At 73.1% G+C, this 21,420-nt stretch carries 20 protein-coding genes and 1 tRNA gene; 12 read left to right on the forward strand and 9 right to left on the reverse strand.

Annotated features, from left to right (window positions below; translation table 11 throughout):
* The first annotated feature begins 756 nt into the window (after positions 1 to 756).
* The 3 genes from IE321_RS02095 to IE321_RS02105 all read left to right on the forward strand — a co-directional run bounded on the left by IE321_RS02095 (position 757) and on the right by IE321_RS02105 (position 3,611).
* A tRNA-Leu gene (locus IE321_RS02095) sits at positions 757 to 843 on the forward strand.
* A gap of 278 nt (positions 844 to 1,121) precedes the next feature.
* Complete coding sequence (locus IE321_RS02100) at positions 1,122 to 2,864, forward strand: sensor histidine kinase (RefSeq protein WP_190221515.1); 1,743 nt, start codon at positions 1,122 to 1,124, stop codon at positions 2,862 to 2,864.
* Positions 2,865 to 2,903: 39 nt separating this feature from the next.
* Complete coding sequence (locus tag IE321_RS02105) at positions 2,904 to 3,611, forward strand: response regulator (protein ID WP_190221490.1); 708 nt, start codon at positions 2,904 to 2,906, stop codon at positions 3,609 to 3,611.
* 45 nt (positions 3,612 to 3,656) lie between these two features.
* Here IE321_RS02105 and IE321_RS02110 read toward each other — a convergent pair whose 3' ends face one another.
* Positions 3,657 to 4,169 (reverse strand): MarR family winged helix-turn-helix transcriptional regulator, encoded by a 513-nt coding sequence (locus IE321_RS02110; protein WP_190221491.1) that lies wholly within the window; start codon positions 4,167 to 4,169, stop codon positions 3,657 to 3,659.
* 98 nt (positions 4,170 to 4,267) lie between these two features.
* On the opposite strand from IE321_RS02110, the gene IE321_RS02115 reads away from it, so the two are divergent.
* From IE321_RS02115 to IE321_RS02130, 4 genes are all read left to right on the forward strand, one after another.
* The gene (locus tag IE321_RS02115) at positions 4,268 to 5,374 is read left to right on the forward strand and encodes an ABC-2 transporter permease (protein ID WP_444545383.1); all 1,107 of its coding nucleotides are present in this window, start codon (positions 4,268 to 4,270) and stop codon (positions 5,372 to 5,374) included.
* Between the two features lie 128 nt (positions 5,375 to 5,502).
* Positions 5,503 to 6,948 (forward strand): DUF2252 domain-containing protein, encoded by a 1,446-nt coding sequence (locus tag IE321_RS02120; protein ID WP_190221493.1) that lies wholly within the window; start codon positions 5,503 to 5,505, stop codon positions 6,946 to 6,948.
* A gap of 383 nt (positions 6,949 to 7,331) precedes the next feature.
* Positions 7,332 to 8,087 (forward strand): J domain-containing protein, encoded by a 756-nt coding sequence (locus IE321_RS02125; RefSeq protein ID WP_051842621.1) that lies wholly within the window; start codon positions 7,332 to 7,334, stop codon positions 8,085 to 8,087.
* A gap of 51 nt (positions 8,088 to 8,138) precedes the next feature.
* Complete coding sequence (locus IE321_RS02130) at positions 8,139 to 8,480, forward strand: rhodanese-like domain-containing protein (protein ID WP_043229091.1); 342 nt, start codon at positions 8,139 to 8,141, stop codon at positions 8,478 to 8,480.
* Between the two features lie 16 nt (positions 8,481 to 8,496).
* Here IE321_RS02130 and IE321_RS02135 read toward each other — a convergent pair whose 3' ends face one another.
* The 6 genes from IE321_RS02135 to paaA form a co-directional block, all read right to left on the reverse strand.
* On the reverse strand, positions 8,497 to 9,630 hold the full coding sequence (locus IE321_RS02135) for an acyl-CoA dehydrogenase family protein (RefSeq protein ID WP_190221495.1): 1,134 nt from the start codon (positions 9,628 to 9,630) through the stop codon (positions 8,497 to 8,499).
* Positions 9,631 to 9,804: 174 nt separating this feature from the next.
* On the reverse strand, positions 9,805 to 10,866 hold the full coding sequence (locus IE321_RS02140) for a 2Fe-2S iron-sulfur cluster-binding protein (protein ID WP_043229094.1): 1,062 nt from the start codon (positions 10,864 to 10,866) through the stop codon (positions 9,805 to 9,807).
* On the reverse strand, positions 10,867 to 11,370 hold the full coding sequence (gene paaD / locus IE321_RS02145) for a 1,2-phenylacetyl-CoA epoxidase subunit PaaD (protein WP_190221496.1): 504 nt from the start codon (positions 11,368 to 11,370) through the stop codon (positions 10,867 to 10,869).
* Positions 11,364 to 12,119 carry a 1,2-phenylacetyl-CoA epoxidase subunit PaaC gene (gene paaC, locus IE321_RS02150; RefSeq protein WP_043229096.1) on the reverse strand — a complete coding sequence of 252 codons (756 nt, stop codon included), beginning with the start codon at positions 12,117 to 12,119 and terminating at the stop codon, positions 11,364 to 11,366. The genes paaD and paaC overlap by 7 nt, the downstream gene beginning before the upstream one ends.
* Positions 12,116 to 12,403, reverse strand: coding sequence for a 1,2-phenylacetyl-CoA epoxidase subunit PaaB (gene paaB / locus IE321_RS02155; protein ID WP_043229098.1), 288 nt, complete (start codon positions 12,401 to 12,403; stop codon positions 12,116 to 12,118). Before paaB ends, paaC begins: the two co-directional genes overlap by 4 nt.
* Positions 12,400 to 13,413 (reverse strand): 1,2-phenylacetyl-CoA epoxidase subunit PaaA, encoded by a 1,014-nt coding sequence (paaA, locus tag IE321_RS02160; protein ID WP_190221497.1) that lies wholly within the window; start codon positions 13,411 to 13,413, stop codon positions 12,400 to 12,402. Before paaA ends, paaB begins: the two co-directional genes overlap by 4 nt.
* A gap of 162 nt (positions 13,414 to 13,575) precedes the next feature.
* Between paaA and IE321_RS02165 the strand changes: the two genes are divergently transcribed.
* The 3 genes from IE321_RS02165 to IE321_RS02175 are packed head-to-tail and all read left to right on the forward strand — an operon-like array spanning position 13,576 to position 16,225.
* Positions 13,576 to 14,274, forward strand: a complete 699-nt coding sequence (locus IE321_RS02165; RefSeq protein ID WP_190221498.1) for a DUF5819 family protein — start codon at positions 13,576 to 13,578, stop codon at positions 14,272 to 14,274.
* Positions 14,271 to 15,551 (forward strand): HTTM domain-containing protein, encoded by a 1,281-nt coding sequence (locus tag IE321_RS02170; protein ID WP_190221499.1) that lies wholly within the window; start codon positions 14,271 to 14,273, stop codon positions 15,549 to 15,551. Before IE321_RS02165 ends, IE321_RS02170 begins: the two co-directional genes overlap by 4 nt.
* Positions 15,548 to 16,225: a TrmH family RNA methyltransferase gene (locus IE321_RS02175; RefSeq protein WP_190221500.1), complete on the forward strand. Its 678-nt coding sequence runs from the start codon at positions 15,548 to 15,550 to the stop codon at positions 16,223 to 16,225. The genes IE321_RS02170 and IE321_RS02175 overlap by 4 nt, the downstream gene beginning before the upstream one ends.
* A gap of 50 nt (positions 16,226 to 16,275) precedes the next feature.
* On the opposite strand, the gene paaN is transcribed toward IE321_RS02175, so the two are convergent.
* Complete coding sequence (gene paaN, locus IE321_RS02180) at positions 16,276 to 17,973, reverse strand: phenylacetic acid degradation protein PaaN (RefSeq protein WP_043229106.1); 1,698 nt, start codon at positions 17,971 to 17,973, stop codon at positions 16,276 to 16,278.
* A gap of 280 nt (positions 17,974 to 18,253) precedes the next feature.
* On the opposite strand from paaN, the gene IE321_RS02185 reads away from it, so the two are divergent.
* Positions 18,254 to 19,780, forward strand: a complete 1,527-nt coding sequence (locus IE321_RS02185) for a 3-hydroxyacyl-CoA dehydrogenase (protein ID WP_190221516.1) — start codon at positions 18,254 to 18,256, stop codon at positions 19,778 to 19,780.
* A gap of 1 nt (position 19,781) precedes the next feature.
* The gene (locus tag IE321_RS02190; RefSeq protein WP_043229108.1) at positions 19,782 to 20,372 is read left to right on the forward strand and encodes a TetR/AcrR family transcriptional regulator; all 591 of its coding nucleotides are present in this window, start codon (positions 19,782 to 19,784) and stop codon (positions 20,370 to 20,372) included.
* A 315-nt stretch (positions 20,373 to 20,687) separates the two neighbouring features.
* Here IE321_RS02190 and IE321_RS02195 read toward each other — a convergent pair whose 3' ends face one another.
* Positions 20,688 to 21,254 (reverse strand): Lrp/AsnC family transcriptional regulator, encoded by a 567-nt coding sequence (locus IE321_RS02195; RefSeq protein WP_107063345.1) that lies wholly within the window; start codon positions 21,252 to 21,254, stop codon positions 20,688 to 20,690.
* Positions 21,255 to 21,420: the final 166 nt, after the last annotated feature.

Here is a 21,420-nt window from a genome sequence, read left to right on the forward strand (position 1 = left end):
GTACTGCTTACTGATCGTATCCACGCGTCGGGAAATCGGCTGGTTCCCCTTCTCTGCCCTGTGGACGAGTGTCACCTCTCACAGGCCCTCCCCCCAGGGATCGTAGAGGGGGCCTGTGGACAGTGTCCCGCACGAGGCTGTCCGACAGGAGGGGCGGAGGGCCGGAGCGAGCGCGTCGATCAAGGCGGCCGGCGCCGCAACCTCCCGCTTCTCCCCCGTCTCTCCCATCTCTCCCCTCTTTCCCCTGTGTCCCTTCTCTCCTTCTTCTCCGTACTTCTCCCCCCCTCTGTGGTGGGGGTGGGAAGGAGGGAGGTGTGGAGGAGTGAGGGGAGGTGGCGGGGAGGGAGGTGGGGAAGAGGGGCGAGAGGAGAGGGGGGAGGGAAGCGGCGAGGGAGGCGAGGAGGGTTCCTCGCCTGCTCTTCTGGGGTCCTCTCCCCCGGGGTCTCTCCGCCGCCGGTCCGCCTCGTGACGGTCCGCCCCGTGGCGGGCAGCGTCGTGACGACCTGCCCCGTGGCGGCCTGCGCCATGACGGCCTGCGCCATGACGGCCTGCTTCGTGGTCACTCGCCCGCTCTCTCGGTCGGTTCCTCCGCGCGGTCGCTCCGGAGGGGTGGCGGTGTGCTCTCCCCCTACTCCTCTGTTCTGCTCGCGGGGGGCCGAAACAACGGATGTGAATCCACCGTCTCCGACGTGCTAATCTTCAGATGTCGCCAGGCGCTCCCACCGAAAAGGTGAGAGGGCAGGGAGACCACCCAATGCGCGGGTGGCGGAATAGGCAGACGCGCTGGATTCAGGTTCCAGTGCCCGAAAGGGCGTGGGGGTTCAACTCCCCCCTCGCGCACCAGACGGAAGCCCCGTAGGTCTCAGACCTACGGGGCTTCCGCGTTGTCCGGGGCCATCGACATCCTGCCTTTCGTCGTTCCGGGCCGCGACGAAAGAGGGACGCCGCGAGGCGACGCCGCTGCCTAGGGTGCGAGCGTGGAAACGACGAGGGCGGGAACGGCGGCCGGGCAGACGGCCGTCGGAGGGACGGAAGCCGGGAGGGCTGCCGTCGGACAGGCGGAAGTAGGGAAGCCGGCCGTCGGACCGGCGGAAGCCGAGAAGGCGGGGGACCGGCGCGGGATCCGGGCCAGGACTGCCGCCGCGTGGAGATGGCTCGCGCCCGCCGGGGAGTGGTCACGGCGCAGGACGGTCGGCGAGGCCGCCCTCACCGCCGTCGTCGCCCTGCTCGCCGCCGGCACCGAGGAACTGCTCGGAGGCGAGGGCTGGCAGCTCGTCGTGGTCGCCGTCGCCGCGGCCGTACTGTCGCTGCTGCGCCGCCGGTTCCCCGCCAGCGTGCTCGTCGTCACCGCCGCGCTCTCCCCCGCCGTCCCCGGCCTCGGCGCGCTGCTGCTCGTCCTCGGCTGGTCCGCCGGCGGCCACATCGCCGGCGTCGGCCGGGCCCTGCACGCCTTCGTCGCGGCCTACGTGCTCAACGTCGGCTGCACCCTCATCGTCAGCTGGGACCGCCAGCGGCTGCTCACCCTCGCCTTCATGGCGACCCTCTACTACCTGGGCACCACCCTCGCTCCCGGGCTCGCGCACCGTTACTGGGCCCAGCGCCGCACCCTCCTCCACGCCCTCCAGGAGCGGAACGTACGGCTCGTGAGCGAGCGGGCGATGATCGGCCGGAACGCGCGGCTGCGCGAGCGGCAGCGCATCGCCCAGGACATGCACGACAGCCTCGGCCACCAACTCGCCCTGATCGCCGTCCAGACCGGCGCCCTGGAGGTCGACCGCGAGCTCACGGACCGGCAGCGCGAGGTCGTCGGCGTCCTCCGCAACGCGTCCGTGACCGCCATGCACGAACTGCGGGAGGTCGTCGGCATACTCCGGGACGGCACCGAGGCACCCGACCCCGACACCGGCCCGGTGACCGCGGGGGACGAGACCGGCCGGGCGGCCCGCGGGATCGCCGGCATCGAAGGACTCGTCGCCTCCGCGCGCGCCGCCGGGACCACGGTCGCACTGCGGCGCAGCGGCGCCGAGCGGCCCCTGGAGCCGGCCGCCGGGCACGCCGCGTACCGCATGGCCCAGGAGGCGCTCACCAACGCCTACAAGTACGCCCCCGGTGCCCCGATCAGCGTCGAACTGCGCTACGAGCCCGACACGTTCGTCGTCGAGATCTTCAACGAGGAGCCGGCCGACGGCCCCGCGGAAGGGGTCGTCAGCGGCGGACAGGGCCTGGCCGGACTGGTCGAACGGGCCCGCCTCGTCGGCGGCATGTGCCACGCGGGCCCCGCCGACGGCGGAGGCTTCCGGGTCGCCGGGATGCTCCCGTACGGCTCCGCGCCGGTCGGCGAATCCGCGTCTTTGGTCGATGCGGCCGACGACTTCCGGCAGCAGTCGACGAGGCCCTTCGGCGGACAAGGTCGTTCCGTACCGGTCGGAAAGCCCGACTGGACTTTCACGGAACGGGAGTTGGCGATGGCACTGCACGGGGGAAAGACCCGCAGCACCGGAGCATCCGTGGCGCTCGGCTGCGGCATCGCCTTCGCGGCGCTCGTCGTCCTCCTCGTCGCGGGAGGCTTCGGGCTCTACCACCTCGTCGGAACCTTCCAGGACGACATGGTCACCCCCGGGAAGTACGCCTCGATCGAGATCGGAACGGCCGAGGCGGACGTCAGGGCCGCGCTGCCCGACGCCGACTCCCTCGCCGTCCTGGGCATCAAGGACAAGGGCGGGCCCGCCAGACCCGAAGGCGCCGACTGCCTCGTCGTGCTCTCCACCGAGATGGGCGACGAGTTCGAGGAGGACCCGGTTTTCCGGTTCTGCTTCAGGGACGGCAAGCTGATCGAGAAGAAGTCGTACGTCGTCAGGCAGTAGCGCCACGACGACCCGTACCGAAGGCGTGGGGGAGGCACGATGCCGGCAGAGCGGGCGGGGCGGTCCGGGTGGACCGAGCGGGTCGGGCGGACCGGGCCGGCCGTCAAGGTCGTGGTCGCCGACGACGAACCGCTGATCCGGGCGGGGATCCGGATGATCCTCAACTCCGACCCGGACATCCACGTGGTCGCGGAGGCGGCGAACGGCCGCGAGGCCGTCGACGCGGCCCGCGCGCACGCCGCCGACGTCGTGCTCCTCGACATCCAGATGCCCGTCCTCGACGGGCTCTCCGCCCTCCCCGAGCTGCGCAGGGCCGCACCGGCGGCGCGGGTGATCGTCCTGACCACCTTCGGCGAGCGGGAGAACGTCCTGCGGGCCCTGGAGCACGGCAGCGCCGGCTTCCTGCTGAAGGACACCGCCCCCGCCGAGCTGATCGGAGCGGTCCGCGCCGCCGCCGCGGGCGACGCCTACCTCTCGCCGGCGGCCACCCGGCACGTCGTCGAACAGCTCGCCTCCGGCCGCGAGACCGCCCGCGCCGAGGAGGCCCGGGGGCGGATCGCCGCGCTCGGCGAGAAGGAGCGGGAGGTGCTGGCCGTCCTCGGCGAAGGCCTCTCCAACGCCGACGCGGGCCGCCGGCTGCACATGAGCGAGGGGACCGTGAAGACCTACGTCAGCCGCATCCTCGCCAAGCTCCAGTGCGAGAACCGGGTCCAGGCGGCCCTCCTCGCCCGGGACGCGGGGCTGTAGGGCCGAGGGGGCGGAGGTTTTCCCCGGGAGGGTGCGCGAGGTGGGTCAGCGGGGGTCGGGGAGGCCGGCGGGGCCTTCGGCGTTGTAGCGCAGGAGGTAGTCGGCGAAGCGGGCCAGGTCCTCGCCGGACCAGTCCTTAAGGCGCTCCTGGTAGGCGGCGAGACGGTTGGCCTGGGCGGTGGCGAGCACCGTGAGACCGGCCTCCGTCGGGTGCAGCACCTGGACGCGGTGGTCCTCGGGGGCGGGCCGTCGCTCCACCAGGCCCAGCTTCTCCAGGCCCCCCAGCTGACGGCTGACCGTCGACTTGTCCAGAAGGTAGTGCGCCGCGAGATCCGTGGCGCGACAGCCGCTCCGCTCCGCGATGTGGGAGAGGAGCGTGTACGAGACGAGCGGGATCTCCGGGTGCACGCGGGCCGCCGCGGCGCGGGCCCGGCGCGCGAAGGCCGTCAGCTCGCGCTGGATGACGTCCACGGATGCCTCGCGCGGAGGTTCACGCGGAGGTTCGTGCGGGGGTTCGTGCGCGGTGGCGGGCGTCGCTTCGGTGCCGGCGTCGGACATGGGGGCTCCCTTGGCGCGGTCGCCCTGTGCGGGCTTTCGGTTGTATAGTACAACAGTTCTTTAGTTGTAAAAGCCAACGAATGTCTTCGGAGGTCACCGTGTCCAGCGGACCGAACCCCACAACCGGCGCCCTGCGGCACGTCCTCGGGCACCTCCTGACACCCCTGCTCATGTGCCTCGGCATGGGCCTCGCCTACCTCGGGGCCTTCCACGCCCCCGAGCCCCACGACCTGCGCGTCGACATCGTCGGCTCCGGGCCCACCACCCAGGTCCTCGCCCAGACCCTCCAGGACGAGGCCGCCGGCGCCCTCGACGTCCGCACCGTCCCCGACCGCGCCACCGCCGCCACCGCCCTCGCGCGGCAGGACAGCTACGGCGCCTACATCCCCGGCGACCACCCCGAGCTCCTCGTCGCCTCCGCCTCCTCCGACACCAGCGCGATGGCCGTCGAGAAGGTCTTCACCCGGGTCGCCGCCGGCCAGGACGCCCCCCTGAAGGTCACCGACCTCGCCCCCACCGCCTCCGGCGACCCCACCGGCCAGGGCGTCTTCTTCCTGCTCGTCGCCGTCAGCATCGGCGCGTACGCCTCCGTCGCCGTCATCGGCGCCGCCGGAGCCGCCCTCCCCATGCGCGTCCGCGCCCTGCTCGCCGCCGGCACGTCCCTCGTCGTCAGCCTCATCGGCACGCTCTTCGCCGGACCCGTCTTCCACCTCGTCGACCACGGACTCGCGGGCGTCTGGGCGCTCTCCTGGCTCTACGCCGCCGGCATCCTCCTCATCGGCATCGGCCTCCACACCTACCTCCGCCGCTGGACCACGCTCGGCGTGATGGTCCTCTTCGTCATGCTCAACTTCACCAGCTCCGGCGGCATCTACCGCCCCGAGCTCCAGCCCGGCTTCTTCGGCTCCCTGCACGCCTTCTGGAACGGCGCCGGCCTCGTCGAAGGCATCCGCGGCCACGTCTACTTCGACGGCCACGGCCTCGGCGGCAACGTCCTCGTCCTCGTCCTCTGGTTCCTCGCGGGAGTCCTCCTCGTCACCCTCGCCGGCCGCACCGAGGCCCAGCGGACCGCCCTCGCCGCCGCCCGGACAGCCCCGTCCTCCACGCACGGGCAGCCGGAGGAGAAGACGGCAGAGGCGGCGGACGAGGAGAGGGCGGCGGAGGAGGAGAGGGAAGAGGAGATGGAAGAGGCCGTGGCCGTCTGACCAGGGGACAGGGAGTTGTCCACAGGCCGTTGTCCACAGGGGGAGACGGCCGATCAAGACCCGCTGTACCGTCAGGCCCGGAAGTCGTCGGACCCACCGTCCGGCCAGTCATCGGGGGAGGTCGTCCCATGGACGAGATCCAGGCCGTCGTGCCCGGACAGCGTGGCGGAACGGACGGGGAGCGCATCCCGCACGTGCCCGGATTCGTACGGCGCGGCACCGCGGAGCACTCCCCCAGGGCGCTCGGCAAGCAGCTGCGCGCCACCGTCCCCCGCTCCTCCCACGCGGAGCTCACCCTCCCCGCCGACCGCCCCGACGCGGTCCGCGCCGTCGAGGAGTCCAGCCGCGGCCGGGTTCCCGAACTCACCCCCATCCGCGTCGGCCGCATGGCCGCGAATCCCTTCGCCTTCCTGCGCGGCTCCGCCGGCCTCATGGCCCACGACCTCGTCGGCACCCCCGTCACCGGCGTCGCCGCCCAGCTCTGCGGCGACGCCCACGCCGCCAACTTCGGTCTCTACGGCGACGCCCGCGGCCGGCTCGTGATGGACCTCAACGACTTCGACGAGACCGTCGTCGGCCCCTGGGAGTGGGACCTCAAGAGGCTCGCCACCTCCCTCGTCCTCGCCGGACGCGTCGTCGGCGCCGACGAGGACACCTGCCGGGCCGCCGCCTTCGACACCGTCGGCGCCTACCGGCGCACCATGCGCCTTCTCGCCCGGCTCCCCGCCCTCGACGCCTGGAACGCGATACCCGACGAGGAACTCGTCTCCCACACCGACGCCCGCGACCTCCTCGGCACCCTGGAACGCGTCTCCGCCAAGGCTCGCAACAACACCAGCGCCCGGTTCGCCGCCCGCTCCACCGAGGAGGTCGCCGAGACCGAAGGCGGCGGACGCCGCTTCGTCGACGCGCCCCCGGTCCTGCGCCGGGTGCCCGACGCCGAGGCCGCGGCCGTCACCACCGCCCTCGGCGAGTACCTGGAGACCGTCTCCGAGGACCGCCGCCCGCTCCTCGCCCGGTACACCGTCCACGACGTCGCCTTCCGGGTCGTCGGTACCGGCAGCGTCGGCACCCGCTCCTACGTCGTCCTGCTCCTCGACCACCGCGGCGAACCGCTCGTCCTCCAGGTGAAGGAAGCCCGGCCGTCCGTGCTCGTGCCCCACCTGCCCGCCGCCGGGTTCACCGTCCCCGCCCCCGGCCACGAGGGCCGCCGCGTAGTCCTCGGCCAGAAGCGCATGCAGGTCGTCAGCGACATCCTGCTCGGCTGGACCACGGTCGAGGGGCGCCCCTTCCAGGTGCGCCAGTTCCGCAACCGAAAGGGCAGCGTCGACCCCGCCGCCCTCACCGCCGACCAGGTCGACGACTACGGCCGCATGACCGGCGCGCTCCTCGCCCGCGCCCACGCCCACAGCGCCGACCCGCGCCTCATAGCCGGCTACTGCGGCAAGAACGAGGAGTTCGACGAAGCCGTCGCCGCCTTCGCGGTCGCCTACGCCGACCGCACCACCGCCGACCACGCCGACCTGCTCGCCGCCATCCGCACCGGGCGCATGGCGGCGGAACTCGGGGTCTGACGACGGGCCCGGGCGGCGGTGGGCCCGGGCGGCGGTGGCCCGGGCGGCGGTGGGCTGGGCGGGAGCGAGCGTCGGCCTGCCGTGCGACACGACGAAAACCGGGGGAGGGGGAGGGGAGGGAGGGGGGAGGGGCCCCCGGTGAGGACCTAGGCTTGAGGGGTCGGGCCGGAACGAGGACGTGGGCGGGCGTGAACGTGAGCGAGGACCAGCACCAGGGCCAGGAGCCGGAGCGGGTGGAGGCCCCGGAGCCGGGGACCGGGACCGGGTCGGCGGCGGAGTCCGGGGCGGCTACCGAGGCAGATACGGCGACCACGAGCGCTGCCGAGTCCGATGCCGCGGCCGGAGACGGAGCGGTCGGTGGGGACGAGCGGCCCGAGGCTCGGTTGGAGCGGGCTGTGCGGGTGGCCGAGCAGGCGTTGATCGAGTTCGAGATCGCCGTGGAGACCTTCCGGGTCGAGGTGGAGAACTTCTCGCGCCTGCACCACCAGAAGCTGGGGCCGATGTACGCGCGGCTCGACGAGCTGGACGCGTCGATCGCGGAGGCGCGGGCCGAGAAGAGCGGTGACCCGGAGGACCTGCGGCGGGCCCAGGAGGCGCGGGCCGCGGTGCTGCCGCTGCCCGGGGTCGAGGCGCTCTTCGACGACTGGATCGACTCCGACGGGCTCTCGCCGGAGGCCGCCGCGATGCTGACCGAGCGGCCGGTGCGGCCGCCGCAGCGGGTGCGGCCCAGCGAGGAGGTCCGCCGGCTCTATCGTGAGCTGGCCCGCAAGGTCCACCCGGACCTGGCGCGCGAGGACGACGAGCGGCAGCGGCGGGAGGAGTTCCTCACCCGGGTGAACGCCGCCTACGCGCGGGGCGACGAGACGGCGCTGCGGGAGCTCGCCGACGAGTGGGAGGCGGGCCCGGTGCCGGCCGAGGAGCGGCTCAGCGAGAGCGAGGAGCTGTACGCCCGGCTGGAGTGGCTGGCGCAGCGCAAGGACCTGCTGTCGACGCTGGCGCGGGAGCTGGAGGACAGTGCCATCGGCTCGATGCTGCGGCTGGCCCCGGAGGACCCGGACCGGCTCCTGGAGGAGATCGCCGAGCAGCTCCGCGGGCAGGTGTCCGAGCGAGAGGCCGAGCTGGCCACGCTGGTGCAGTAGGTTTTTCCAGGTCGAGGCGGTTGACGCCGTACAGGAGAGAAGGTCGTTCCCATGAGTTTCGCCCCGCTGCCGTCGGTGCCCGCCGCGTCCGTCCCCGCCGATGCCCTCGTGCTCGACGTGCGGGAGGACGACGAGTGGGCGGCCGGGCGGGTCGAGGGCGCGGTGCACGTGCCCATGAGCGACTTCGTGGCGCGGTTCGCGGAGGTCGGCGAGGTGCTCGCCGAGCACGGTCGCGCCTATGTGATGTGCCGGGTGGGCGGCCGGTCGGCGCAGGTCACGCAGTACCTGGTGCAGCAGGGCTACGACGCGGTGAACGTGGACGGCGGGATGATGGCCTGGGAGGGCGCCGGGCGGCCCGTGGTCGCGGACAACGGGCCGGGGTTCGTCGCCTGAGCCGTACCGCTCCGGGTCAGTCCAGGGGGTGGGCGGCGATGAGGTCGCCCAGGGTCTCCTCGTGGGCGGCGGCCGGGCCGAGGGAGAGTTCGAGGTACTTGGCCCAGGCGTGGTAGCGGTGCAGCGGGTAGTCGGTGTCGGCGCCGAAGCCGCCGTGCAGGTGCTGGGCGGTCTGGACGACCCGGCGGACGCCCTCCGACGCCCAGATCTTGGCGACGGCGAGGTCCGCTTCGGCGGGCAGGGCCGCGTCGGCTCCGGTGGAGACGCGCCAGGCGGCCTGCCACAGGGTGGCCTCCATCGCGCGCAGGTCGATGTAGCGGTCGGCGGCCTGGACGGCTACGGCCTGGAAGGTGGCCACGGGGTGGCCGAACTGTTCGCGCTTGCCGGTGTACTGGCTGGTCAGGGCGAGGACCTGCTCGCCGAGGCCGAGGGCGAGCGCGCAGGTGCCGGTGGTGAGCAGGGCGCGCAGCGCCGGCCAGGCGTCGGCGGAGTCGAGGACGCGGTCGGCGGGGAGGCGTACGGCGTCGAGCCGTAGCCGGGCGAGGCGCTCGCCGTGGGTTCCGTACTGGGCGTCGAGGGCGAGCCCCTCGTGGTCGCGGGGGAGCAGGGCGAGGACCGTGCGGCCGTCGGTGGTGTGGGCGGGGACGGCGGTCAGGTCGGCGTGGTGGGCCCACGGGACGTGGTCGGTGGTGCCGTCGAGGATCCAGTGGGTGCCGTCGTGGCGGGCGGTGACGGCCCGCTCGGCGGGTTCGTGGCCGGTGGTGCCGTGGGCGGCGGCGGTGAGGACCAGTCGTCCCGCGCTGACGTCGGGCAGGAGCGCGGCGGCGGTGTCGGCCGGGGCGTGGTGCTGGAGGACGTGGGCGACGGCGGCGGTCTCCAGGAGGGGGACGCGGGCCAGGACCCGGGCGGACTCGCGCAGGACGAGGCAGAGGGCGACGGCGTCGAGGTCGGTGCCGCCGTGTTCCGGGGCGACGAGGAGTCCGAGGAGGTCGGTGGCGGCGAGCCGCTTCCACAGGGGCCGGTCGAGGTCGTCGGCGACGGCGGTCGGGGTGAGGGCGGGGCTGGGTACGGCGTCGGGCGCGACGTCGGCGAAGACGGTCCGGGCCGTCTCCGCGGCGGCCTGCTGCTCCTCGGTGAACGTGAAGTCCATGGCCCTGTCCTTCCGTTGCTGTCCGTTGCTGCTCGGCGGCCCGTCAGGCAGCACTGTGCTGACGGGCCGTCAAGATAGAACAGGTTCTAGCGGAAGGGAATGGCGACGGCCAGCCGAGTGGGCCGGCCAGCCGAGTGGGCCGGCCGGCCGAGTGGGTGGGCCGGCCGGGTGGGCTCAGCGGTCGAAGTCCAGCTCCACGTCGGGGGTGGCCGGGTGGGACTGGCAGGCCAGGACGTAGCCGGCGTCGGTCTCCTCCGGTTCGAGGGCGAAGTTGCGGTCCATGCGGACCTCGCCGCCGACGACGAAGGCCCGGCAGGTGCCGCAGACCCCGCCCTTGCAGGCGTACGGGGCGTCGGCGCGGGCGCGCAGGACGGTGTCGAGGAGGGATTCGCCGCGCTCGACGGGCCAGGTGCCGGAGCGGCCGTGGAGGGTGGCCGTGAGGGTGGCGTGGGCCGGGGTGTCGGCGGTGGGGACGGGCGCGGGGCCCGAGCCGTCGTCGACGTGGAAGATCTCCTGGTGGACGCGGGCGCGGTCGACACCGAGGTCGCGCAGGGCCCGTTCGGCGCCCTGGACGAGGCCGTAGGGGCCGCAGAGGAACCAGCCGTCGATGGTGCCGACGGGCAGCAGGGCGGGCAGGAGGGCGGTGAGCCGTTCCTCGTCGAGGCGGCCGGAGGGGAGGCCGGCCTGCTGCTCCTCGCGGGAGAGGACGGTGACGAGCTGGAAGCGGTCCGGGTGGCGGTCCTTCAGGTCGGCGACCTCGTCGAGGAACATCGTGGAGGCGGCGGTGCGGTCGCTGCGGATCAGGCAGAACCGGGCCTCGGGCGCGCGGTCGAGGAGGGTGGCGGCCATGGAGAGCACCGGGGTGATGCCGCTGCCGCCGGCGACGGCGGCGAAGTGTCCGGGACGCGGGTCGAGGACGAACCGGCCGGTGGGGGCCATGACGTCGACGGTGTGGCCGGGGGTGAGTTCCTTGAGGGCCCAGGTGGAGAAGGCGCCGCCGTCGACGAGGCGGATGCCGACGCGGAGTTCGGGCCGCTCGCCGGCCGGGGTGGCGGGGGAGCAGATCGAGTAGGTGCGGCGGATCTCCTGGCCGGACTCGTCGGTGCGGCGCAGGGCGAGGTGCTGGCCGGGGCGGTGCCGGAAGGTCTCGTGGAGTGCGTCGGGGACGTCGAAGGTGACGGCCACGGAGTCGTCGGTGAGCCGCTCGACCCTGCTCACCGGGAGCGGGTGGAACATCTAGAGCTCCTTGAAGTGGTCGAAGGGCTCGCGGCAGGCGGTGCAGCGGCGCAGGGCCTTGCATGCGGTGGAGGAGAAGCGGCTGAGGAGTTCGGTGTCCGTGGAGCCGCAGTGGGGGCAGCGGATGGCCAGGGTGAGGGAGACGGGTCCGCCGGCGGGGCCCTGGGGGCGGGGCGGGGCGATGCCGAACTCGCTGAGTTTGCGGCGGCCCTCCTCGCTGATGTCGTCGGTGGTCCAGGCGGGGGCGAGGACGGTGACGACGGTGACGTCGGGTATGCCGTGCCCGTGGAGGGCTTGCTCGATGTCGGTGGACATCGTCTCCACGGCGGGGCAGCCGGTGTAGGTGGGGGTGAGGGTGACCTCGACGCGGCCGGGTCCGGTGAGGTGGACGCCGCGGAGCACGCCGAGTTCGGCGAGGGTGAGGACGGGCAGCTCGGGGTCGGGGACGGCGCCGGCGATCCGGGCCAGCTCCGCCTCCAGGGGGGTGGTGGTGCCGGTCACCATGTCGCCCCCGGGTGGCTGCGGTGGAGGTGCTGCATCTCGGCGAGCAGCCGGCCGAAGTGCTCGGTGTGCAGGCCCTGGCGGCCGGCTCCGGCGCGCCAGGCGCCGGTGCGGGAGCCGCTGGGCACGGGGAGGCCGGCGCGGGTGAGGACCGCGGTGACGGAGTCCAGCCAGGCCGCTTCGAGGGCGGTGGTGTCGAGGCCGAGGCCGTCGAGGGGCTGGAAGAGTTCGCCGGTGTACCGCCAGAGGGCCTCGCAGGCCGTCCGCATGCGGCGGTGGCTCTCCTCGGTGCCGTCGCCGAGGCGGAGGGTCCAGTGCTCGGCGTGGTCCTGGTGGTAGGCCACTTCCTTGACGGCCTTGGCGGCGAGGCCGGCCAGCGGGGTGTCGCCTGCGGCCAGCGCGGCGTAGAGGAGCCGCTGGTAGGTGGAGAAGTACAGCTGGCGGGCGATGGTGTGGGCGAAGTCGCCGTTGGGCTGCTCGACCAGCTGGACGTTGCGGAAGGCGCGCTCCTCGCGGAGGAAGGCGAGTTCGTCCTCGTCGCCGGCGAGGGAGAGCAGGACGCGGGCCTGGCCGAGGAGGTCGAGCGCGATGTTGGCGAGGGCGACCTCCTCCTCCAGGACGGGGGCGTTTCCGGCCCACTCCCCCAGGCGCTGGGCGAGGACGAGGGCGTCGTCGCCGAGGGCGAGGGCGGCGGAGGTGAGCGCCGGGTCGGTGGCCGTGGCGGTGCCGGCGGTGGTGTCGGTGGTGGTCACAGGTGCTTCACCCCCTCCGGGATCTCGTAGAAGGTCGGGTGCCGGTAGGGCTTGTCGGCGGCCGGCTCGAAGAAGGGGTCCTTCTCGTCCGGGGAGGAGGCGGTGATGGAGGCGGAGGGGACGACCCAGAGGGAGACGCCCTCCATTCGGCGGGTGTAGAGGTCCCGGGCGTTGCGCAGGGCCATCTCCGCGTCGGGGGCGTGGAGGCTGCCGGCGTGGGTGTGGGAGAGCCCTCGGCGGGAGCGCACGAACACCTCCCACAGGGGCCAAGTGTCGCTGCTCATGCCTGTGCCTCCCCGGGCTGTCCGGTGTGCTTGCGCGCGTAGGCCGCGGCGGCCTCTCTGACCCAGGCGCCGTCCTCGTGGGCCTGGCGGCGCGTGGTGATCCTCTGGTCGTTGCAGGGGCCGTCGCCCTTGAGGACGTCCCAGAACTCGGCCCAGTCGATGGGGCCGAAGTCGTAGTGCCCGCGCTCCTCGTTCCACTTCAGGTCGGGGTCGGGGAGGGTGAGGCCGAGGGCCTCGGCCTGCGGGACGGCGATGTCGACGAAGCGCTGGCGGAGTTCGTCGTTGGTGTGGCGCTTGATCTTCCAGGCCATCGCCTGCGCGGTGTGGGTCGATTCGGCGTCGGGCGGGCCGAACATCATCAGGGACGGCCACCACCAGCGGTCCACCGCGTCCTGGGCCATGGCGTGCTGGGCCTCGGTGCCGCGGGAGAGGGCGAGCAGGGCTTCGTACCCCTGGCGCTGGTGGAAGGACTCCTCCTTGCAGACGCGGACCATGGCCCGGGCGTAGGGGCCGTAGGAGCAGCGGCAGAGGGGGACCTGGTTGGTGATGGCGGCGCCGTCGACGAGCCAGCCGATGGCGCCGACGTCGGCCCACGTGAGGGTGGGGTAGTTGAAGATCGAGGAGTACTTCTGGCGGCCGGTGTGGAGCTTGTCGAGGAGCTCGTCGCGGCTGACGCCGAGGGTCTCGGCGGCGCTGTAGAGGTAGAGGCCGTGGCCGGCCTCGTCCTGGACCTTGGCCATGAGGATGGCCTTGCGGCGCAGCGAGGGCGCGCGGGTGATCCAGTTCGCCTCGGGCTGCATGCCGATGATCTCGGAGTGGGCGTGCTGCGCGATCTGCCGGACGAGTGAGGCGCGGTACGCCTCCGGCATCCAGTCGCGCGGCTCGATGCGCTCGTCGGCTGCGACCGCGGCGTCGAACACCGCCTCGCGGGCGGCCTGTGCCGCCGCGTCCGCGGCGTGTGTGCCGGGCGCTTCCGCGGTCACTGCCGTCCCTGCCGTCCCTGCGGTCATCGGACCCCCTACCGACCGATCGTTCGGTTGAATGACTTCAATGGTGGGTCGGCGGCCCGTATGGTGTCAACCCTGTGGATAACCGCCTGCTCCGTTCGGGGCGCAGACGAGCGGGTCACCGGTGGGACGGGATCGGGTGGGGAAGCCCGGGATCGGGGTGGGATGAGCGCGCACATCGACGGCAGCGGGGAGCGGCGGCCGACCGCGGGGATCCTGGCGCTGTCCATGCCGTACCAGGTGGTGGCGGCGGTGGCGCTCGCCGCCGCGGCGGTGCTGGCCTGCCTGCATCTGGCCATGGTCTTCCTGCACGTGGCGCCGTCGAACACGGTCACCAAGCAGCACGGGCAGGCCGTCGACGACTGGATCTACCCCGAGTTCGAACAGAACTGGAAGCTCTTCGCGCCCAACCCGCTCCAGCAGAACGTCTCGGTACAGGTTCGCGCCGAGGTGCTCTCCGACCGTGACGGCTCCCGCCGCACCACCGGATGGATCGACCTGACCGCCCAGGACGTCGAGGACATCCGGGGCAACGTCTTCCCCAGCCACACCCAGCAGAACCAGCTGCGCCGGGCGATCGACTGGTACGGCAACGCGCACGACGAGGAGGGCCGCCCCAAGGGCATGCGGGGCCGGCTCTCGGAGGCGTACATGCGCCGCATCGTGCTGCTCCGCATCGAGGGCGCCGGGGCGCGCGCGGACGTCGGCGGGAAGGTGGAGCGGATCCAGCTCCGGCGGACCGCCCGGCCCGTGGCCTCCCCGCACTGGAGCACCGAGAAGCGTTCCACCGAGTCCTCCAGCCGGCAGATGCCCTGGTGGGACATCACCGACGCCGACCGCAGCCGTACGGAGACGAGCCGATGACCGCCCCCAGCCCCGCACCCGTCGCGGCTCCGGCGCGCGTGCCCTTCGACCGCAAGCTGGCCCGGGCGGCGCAGACCGTCACCTCGCGCGCGCTGGGCCCGTACCAGACCGCGATCGTCCGCATCGGCTTCTCGCTGACCTGGCTGTTCTTCCTGGTGCGGGAGTTCCCGCACCGGCACGAGATGTACGGCCCCGACGGCCCCTGGTCCTTCGACCTGGCCCGCCGGCTGATCGCCGACAACCGCGCGTTCACGGTCCTGATGTGGTCCGACGGGCGGCTCTGGTTCGAGGTGGTCTACGGCCTGGCGGTGGCGGCCGCCGTGCTGCTGCTCCTCGGCTGGCACACCCGGGCCGTGTCGGTGGTCTTCATGGTCGGCGCGCTGTCGCTGCAGAACCGGTCGGTCTTCCTCGGCGACGGCGGCGACAACGTCGTGCACCTCGTGTCGATCTACCTCACGCTGATCCGCTGCGGCCAGGTCTGGTCCCTGGACGCCCGGCGGGCCGCCCGCAGGGCCGCCCGGGGCGAGGAGGGCGCCCGGAAGGTCGAGCTCACCGGCCCGGCCCTCTGGGTCGTCCTCGGCGGTTTCCTGGTCGCCGCGACGTGGTTCAGCCCGGTCACCGGCGAGTGGTGGATCTACGTCCTGCTCTGGGTCCTCTGGCTCGGCCAGGGCCTGTGGTGGCTGGTCGAGCAGTACGCGCCGGGCGAGCCCCGCGTCCTCCTGGACGTGCTGGCGAACCTCGCCCACAACGCGGCGCTCACCGTCCTCATGGCCGAGGTCTGCCTGATCTACGCCACCGCCGGCTGGTACAAGATCCAGGGCTCGCGCTGGCAGGACGGCACCGCGCTCTTCTACCCGCTGCACCTGGACTACTTCACGCCCTGGCCGGCCCTCTCCGAGCTGCTCGCCTCCAGCGGGATCATGGTCATGCTGCTCAGCTACGGCACGGTGATCGTGCAGGTCGCCTTCCCGTTCACGCTGTTCAAGCGCAAGGTGAAGAACGTCCTGCTCGTCGCGATGATGCTGGAGCACGCGGGCATCGCGCTCCTGCTCGGGCTGCCGGCCTTCTCGATGGCGATGATCGCCGCCGACGCCGTCTTCCTGCCCACCGTCTTCCTGGTCTGGCTCGGCGCGCGCGCGGCCCGGGCCCGGGACCTGCTGCTGCGGCGCGAGCCCGCGGCGGCCGGGCTGCCGCCGCAGCGGCCCGCGCGGGAGGCGGGAGGAGAGCCGGGCGGGGAGGCCGACGGGGAGGCCGCTCCCCGTACCCTCGTCGGGTGAGCACCACCGAAGAACACCCCGCCCCGGCCGGGGCCGAGCCGCTCCAGTACGACGAGGGCTACGGCCCCGAGATCGGCGTCGGACCGCACCCCGAGCCCTGGCCCGAGGACCCGCGGTACGACCGCGAGCTGCTGGCCGAGGGCGACCGGCGCAACGTCGTGGACCCCTACCGGTACTGGACGCGGGAGGCGATCGTCGCCGACCTGGACACCCGCAGGCACGACTTCCACGTGGCCGTCGAGAACTGGGGCCACGACTTCAACATCGGATCGGTGGTGCGGACCGCCAACGCCTTCCTGGCCAAGGAGGTGCACATCGTGGGGCGGCGGCGCTGGAACCGGCGCGGCGCCATGGTCACCGACCGCTACCAGCACGTGCGGCACCACCCCGACACCGAGGCGCTCACCGCCTGGGCGGCGGCCGAGGACCTGCCGATCATCGGCATCGACAACCTGCCGGGCTCGGTGCCGCTGGAGCGGACCGTGCTGCCCCGCCGCTGCGTGCTGCTCTTCGGGCAGGAGGGGCCCGGGCTGACCGAGGAGGCCCGCCGCCATGTGCGCACGGTCTGCTCGATCGCCCAGTTCGGCTCCACCCGGTCGATCAACGCCGGGGCGGCCGCCGCCGTCGCCATGCACGCGTGGATCCAGCGCTACGCGGAGATCGAGACCCCGTAGTACCGGTCCCCCGGGGGACGGCGGAGGCCCGGAGGCCTCCGCCCGCGCCGTCAGGCCTGGCGGCGCACCTCGACCACCCGGAAGCGGTTGGAGACGAAGGCGCCGTCGCACAGCGCCGCGTTCGCCGCCGGGTTGCCGCCCGAGCCGTGGAAGTCGGAGAAGGCGGCCGTCTGGTTCACGTACACCCCGCCCGTCAGGTTGAGCGAGAGCTGCGCCGACTCCTCCAGGCAGATCTCCTCCACGGCCCGCTCGGTGTCGGCGGAGGTGGTGTACGCGCCGACCGTCATCGCGCCCTTGTCGCGGATCGTGCGCCGCAGCAGCTCCAGGCCGTCGGCCGTGGAGTCGACCGAGACGGCGAAGGAGACCGGACCGAAGCACTCGGAGAGGTACGCCGCCTCCGCGTCCGGCTTGGAGCCGTCCAGCTTGACCATGACCGGGGTGCGCACGACCGCCTCCGGGAAGTCCGGGTGGGCGACCTCGCGGGAGGCCAGGGCGACCTCGCCCAGACCGGCGGCCGCCTCCAGGCGGGCCTTCACGTCCGGGTTGACCAGGGCGCCGAGCAGGGCGTTGGCCCGGGCGTCGTCGCCGAGGAGGCCGCCGACCGCGGCGGCCAGGTCGGCCACCACCTCGTCGTAGGACCTGGGGCCCTGGTCGGTGGTGATGCCGTCCCGGGGGATCAGCAGGTTCTGCGGGGTGGTGCACATCTGGCCGCTGTACAGGGACAGCGAGAACGCCAGGTTGGACAGCATGCCCTTGTAGTCGTCGGTGGAGTCGATCAGCACCGTGTTGACGCCGGCCTTCTCGGTGTAGACCTGCGCCTGGCGGGCGTTGGCCTCCAGCCAGTCGCCGAACTCCGTCGAGCCGGTGTAGTCGATGATCCGGATCTCGGGGCGGACCGCCAGGGTCTTGGCGATGCCCTCGCCCGGACGCTCGGTGGCCAGCGCCACCAGGTTCGGGTCGAAGCCGGACTCGGCGAGGACCTCGCGGGCGACCTTCACCGTCAGCGCCAGCGGGAGGACCGCGCGCGGGTGGGGCTTCACCAGGACCGCGTTGCCCGTCGCGAGGGAGGCGAACAGGCCCGGGTAGCCGTTCCACGTCGGGAAGGTGTTGCAGCCGATGACCAGGGCGACGCCGCGGCCGACCGGGGTGAACTCCTTGCTCAGCTCCAGCGGGTCCCGCTTGCCCTGCGGCTTGGACCAGGCGGCCCGGCCGGCGGGGGTGCGGGTCTGCTCCTCGTACGCGTACGCCACCGCCTCCAGGCCGCGGTCCTGCGCGTGCGGACCGCCCGCCTGGAACGCCATCATGTACGCCTGGCCGCTGGTGTGCATGACCGCGTGGGCGAACTCGTGGGTGCGGGCCGAGATCCGGGCCAGGATCTCCAGGCAGACCAGGGCGCGCGTCTCCGGCCCCGCGTCGCGCCAGGCGGGCAGCCCCGCGCGCATCGCGGGCAGCAGGACGTCGACGTCCGCGTGCGGGTACTCGACGCCCAGCGCCGGGCCGTACGGCGAGACCTCGCCGCCGGTCCAGCCGTCCGTGCCCGGCTGGTCGAGGTCGAAGCGGCCGTTCAGCACCGCCTCGTGGGCGGCGAGGCCCGCGGCGGCGTCCAGGGATCCGTCCGCCCCGTATGCCTTCGGGTGCTCCGGGTACGGCGACCAGTAGGCGCGGGTGCGGATGGTGGCGAGGGCCTGATCGAGCGTGGACCGGTGCTTCTCGGCCAGAACGTCGGTGGTCGGCTGGGCGGTGGTCATGGATGGACCAACTCCTCGTCGAGCTGGGCGGGGAGACGCGTACGGAGTTAGAGTAACCGAACGATCGGTCGGGACAAGGGGGTCCATCGATCCTGTGGAAAACCCATCGGGGAGGATCACTCCTATGAGCGCCGAGACGAGCGCCGGCACGGACGACGAGACGAGCGACGAAGCGAGCGCCGGCACCGACGCCGGCACGGACGACGGCAAGGGCGCCGGGGACGGCGCCGGCACGAGCGCCGCCGCACACGCCAACGGAACGGTCAGGGGGAGCGCCACCATGGACGACACAAGGGCCGCGGGCAGGGCGATCGGACGGGACCGGACCGTCGCCGTCGTCGGCACCGGCACGATGGGCCAGGGGATCGCGCAGGTGGCACTGGCCGCCGGCCATCCCGTACGGCTCTACGACAGCGCGCCCGGCCGGGCCGCCGAGGCCGTCGCCGCGATCGGCGCCCGCCTGGACCGGCTGGTCGAGAAGGGGCGGATGGCCGCCGCCGACCGCGAGGCCGCCGCCGGCCGTCTGCACGCCGCCGCCGACCTGGCCGAGCTCGCCGACGCGGCCCTCGTCGTCGAGGCGATCGTCGAGGACCTGGCGGTCAAGCAGCGGCTCTTCGCCGACCTGGAGAAGGCCGTCGGCGACGACGCCCTCCTCGCCACCAACACCTCCTCCCTCTCCGTCACCGCCATCGCCGGCGGCCTGCGGCTGCCCGGCCGCTTCGTCGGCCTGCACTTCTTCAACCCGGCCCCGCTGCTCCCCCTCGTCGAGGTCGTCCGCGGCTTCGCCACCGACGAGACCGCCGCCACGCGCGCGTACGAGACGATGAAGACCTGGGGCAAGACGCCGGTGCGCTGCGCCGACACCCCCGGCTTCATCGTCAACCGGATCGCCCGGCCCTTCTACGCGGAGGCCTTCCGCGTGTACGAGGAGGGCGGCGCCGATCCGGCGACCATCGACGCGGTGCTGCGCGAGTGCGGCGGCTTCCGGATGGGTCCCTTCGAGCTGACCGACCTGATCGGGCAGGACGTCAACGAGGCCGTCACCCGCTCCGTGTGGGACTCCTTCTTCCAGGATCCGAAGTTCACGCCGTCGCTGGCGCAGCGGCGGCTGGTCGAGTCGGGCCGCCTCGGCCGGAAGACGGGCCACGGCTGGTTCTCGTACGCGGAGGGCGTGGAGCGGCCCGCGGCGCACCAGGCCCCGCCGGCGCAGGCGCCCGCCGAGATCACCGTCGAGGGCGACCTCGGCCCGGCCCGCGAGCTGATCGCGCTGGCCCGCGAGGCCGGGATCACCGTCCACGAGACGGCGGAGGACAACGGCACCCGCATCCTGCTCCCGAGCGGCGGCCAGCTGGTGCTCGCCGACGGCCAGACCTCGGTCGAGTTCCGCGACGTCGTCTACTTCGACCTCTCCCTCGACTACCGGGCGGCGACCAGGGTGGCCCTCTCGGCCTCCGAGGTCACCGCCTGGGAGACGCTGCGCGCGGCGATCGGCCTGTTCCAGGCGCTCGGGAAGCGGGTCAGCGTCATCGGGGACGTCCCCGGCATGATCGTCGCCCGCACGGTGGCCATGCTGATCGACCTCGCCGCCGACGCCGTCGCCAAGGGCGTCGCCACCGCCGAGGACATCGACACCGCGATGCGGCTGGGCGTCAACTACCCGGTCGGGCCGTTCGAATGGAAGCGCCGGCTCGGTGCCTCGTGGGCGCACGAGGTCCTCGACGAGCTGCACGCGCGCGTGCCCACCGGGCGCTACGCACCCTCCCTGGCGCTGTACCGCCGGACCTACACCGAGATGGGTGGCGAGTGACATGACCACCGCCAGACGCGACACCTACACCCCCGAGACGCTGCTCTCGGTGGCCGTGAAGGTCTTCAACGAGCGCGGTTACGACGGCACCTCCATGGAGCACCTGTCCAAGGCGGCGGGGATCTCCAAGTCCTCGATCTACCACCACGTGACGGGCAAGGAGGAGCTGCTGCGGCGGGCGGTCAGCCGGGCGCTCGACGGGCTCTTCGGGGTCCTGGAGGAGCCGGGCGCGGTGCGCGGCCGGGCGGTGGAGCGGGTCGAGTACGTGACCCGGAGGACCGTCGAGGTGCTGATAGCGGAGCTGCCGTACGTGACGCTGCTGCTGCGGGTCCGGGGCAACACCGCGACCGAGCGGTGGGCCATGGAGCGGCGCCGGGAGTTCGACCACCGGGTGGCGGAGCTGCTCGGGGCGGCGGCGGCCGAGGGCGACCTGCGGGCCGACGTGGACATCAGGCTCGCGACCCGGCTCCTCTTCGGCATGATCAACTCCCTGGTGGAGTGGTACCGGCCGCATCCGGACCAGGCCGAGCGCGACCAGCTCGCCGAGACCGTCGCCCATCTGGCCTTCGACGGGCTGCGGAAGGCCCGCTGAGGCGGACGGGGGCCCCTGGAGCCTGTGAGGGCGCCGTAGGGGCCTGAGCGTGCCCCGGGGGCGAGAGGGGCGGCCCCCGAGAGGGCAGGGTGGCCCCGAGGGTCTTGTAGTGGGCTTCTCGGGGCCGAGAGGGCCCTGGGGGGCCTGTGAGACAGCGGAGAGGGCTCTGGGACATCCCCCGGAGCCCTCTTTCGCGTTCCCGGATGCCTCCGGAGGCGTCCTTCTCGTTCCCGGACGCCCCTGGAGCCGCCTTTCGCGTTCGGGGGACGTCCAAGGACGTCCGGGCCCGCCCCGGACCTCCTCCCCCCCGTCCCCTCAGGGCCTCGGGTCGGCGTTCAGGTCCATCTCGTCGAAGACGAGGAGGGTGCGGGTGGAGAGCACCTCGGGGATCGCCTGGAGACGGGTGAGGACCAGCTCGCGCAGGGTCCTGTTGTCCGGGGTGTGCACCAGCAGCAGCACGTCGAAGTCGCCGCTGACCAGTGCGATGTGCGCGGCCCCCGGAAGCGCCTTGAGCTGTTCGCGGACCGTGCGCCAGGAGTTCTGGACGATCTTGAGCGTGATGTAGGCGGAGGCGCCGTGGCCCGCCCGCTCGTGGTTGATCCGGGCGCTGAAGCCGCGGATCACGCCGTCGTCGATGAGCCGGTTGATCCGGGCGTACGCGTTGGCCCGGGAGACGTGCACCCGCTCGGCCACGGACCGCACCGAGGCGCGTCCGTCCGTCTGGAGCAGTCGCAGGATGTCCCGGTCTATCGCGTCCAGCGGCCGTGCCGGGACGGCGTGCGCCGGCGTGTCCGGGGGAGCGCTCAGCACTTCGCCCGTCACGTCCGCCGCCGCTTCTTCCGGGGCCCCGCCCCGGGCGACGGCCATTTGTTCATCCGCCATGTCCCCCCGCCTCTCTCCGGTGGACGACCTGCCTCTATCCCAGGCTGTGGAGAACCGTTTGTCCACAGGCTGGAGGTGCCTGTAGCCAAAATGCCTCCACGACCGAACAATCGGTAGGTGAGGCGCGCCACACCCGCGCCACCCGCCTTCGGGTCTTATGCCCGCT

The organism is Streptomyces hydrogenans (assembly GCF_014656075.1).
Classification (GTDB): domain Bacteria; phylum Actinomycetota; class Actinomycetes; order Streptomycetales; family Streptomycetaceae; genus Streptomyces; species Streptomyces hydrogenans.

What these genes read in the sequence shown, in the direction of transcription:
- IE321_RS02140 (WP_043229094.1), bottom strand. Translation starts at nt 10,866, where the DNA reads ATGTTCCACCCGCTCCCGGTGAGCAGGGTCGAGCGGCTCACCGACGAC.
- IE321_RS02135 (WP_190221495.1), bottom strand. Translation starts at nt 9,630, where the DNA reads ATGGACTTCACGTTCACCGAGGAGCAGCAGGCCGCCGCGGAGACGGCC.
- paaB (WP_043229098.1), bottom strand. Translation starts at nt 12,403, where the DNA reads ATGAGCAGCGACACTTGGCCCCTGTGGGAGGTGTTCGTGCGCTCCCGC.
- IE321_RS02120 (WP_190221493.1), top strand. Translation starts at nt 5,503, where the DNA reads ATGGACGAGATCCAGGCCGTCGTGCCCGGACAGCGTGGCGGAACGGAC.
- IE321_RS02190 (WP_043229108.1), top strand. Translation starts at nt 19,782, where the DNA reads ATGACCACCGCCAGACGCGACACCTACACCCCCGAGACGCTGCTCTCG.
- IE321_RS02195 (WP_107063345.1), bottom strand. Translation starts at nt 21,254, where the DNA reads ATGGCGGATGAACAAATGGCCGTCGCCCGGGGCGGGGCCCCGGAAGAA.
- IE321_RS02105 (WP_190221490.1), top strand. Translation starts at nt 2,904, where the DNA reads ATGCCGGCAGAGCGGGCGGGGCGGTCCGGGTGGACCGAGCGGGTCGGG.
- IE321_RS02110 (WP_190221491.1), bottom strand. Translation starts at nt 4,169, where the DNA reads ATGTCCGACGCCGGCACCGAAGCGACGCCCGCCACCGCGCACGAACCC.
- IE321_RS02130 (WP_043229091.1), top strand. Translation starts at nt 8,139, where the DNA reads ATGAGTTTCGCCCCGCTGCCGTCGGTGCCCGCCGCGTCCGTCCCCGCC.
- paaD (WP_190221496.1), bottom strand. Translation starts at nt 11,370, where the DNA reads ATGGTGACCGGCACCACCACCCCCCTGGAGGCGGAGCTGGCCCGGATC.
- paaN (WP_043229106.1), bottom strand. Translation starts at nt 17,973, where the DNA reads ATGACCACCGCCCAGCCGACCACCGACGTTCTGGCCGAGAAGCACCGG.
- IE321_RS02170 (WP_190221499.1), top strand. Translation starts at nt 14,271, where the DNA reads ATGACCGCCCCCAGCCCCGCACCCGTCGCGGCTCCGGCGCGCGTGCCC.
- IE321_RS02185 (WP_190221516.1), top strand. Translation starts at nt 18,254, where the DNA reads ATGGACGACACAAGGGCCGCGGGCAGGGCGATCGGACGGGACCGGACC.
- IE321_RS02165 (WP_190221498.1), top strand. Translation starts at nt 13,576, where the DNA reads ATGAGCGCGCACATCGACGGCAGCGGGGAGCGGCGGCCGACCGCGGGG.
- paaA (WP_190221497.1), bottom strand. Translation starts at nt 13,413, where the DNA reads ATGACCGCAGGGACGGCAGGGACGGCAGTGACCGCGGAAGCGCCCGGC.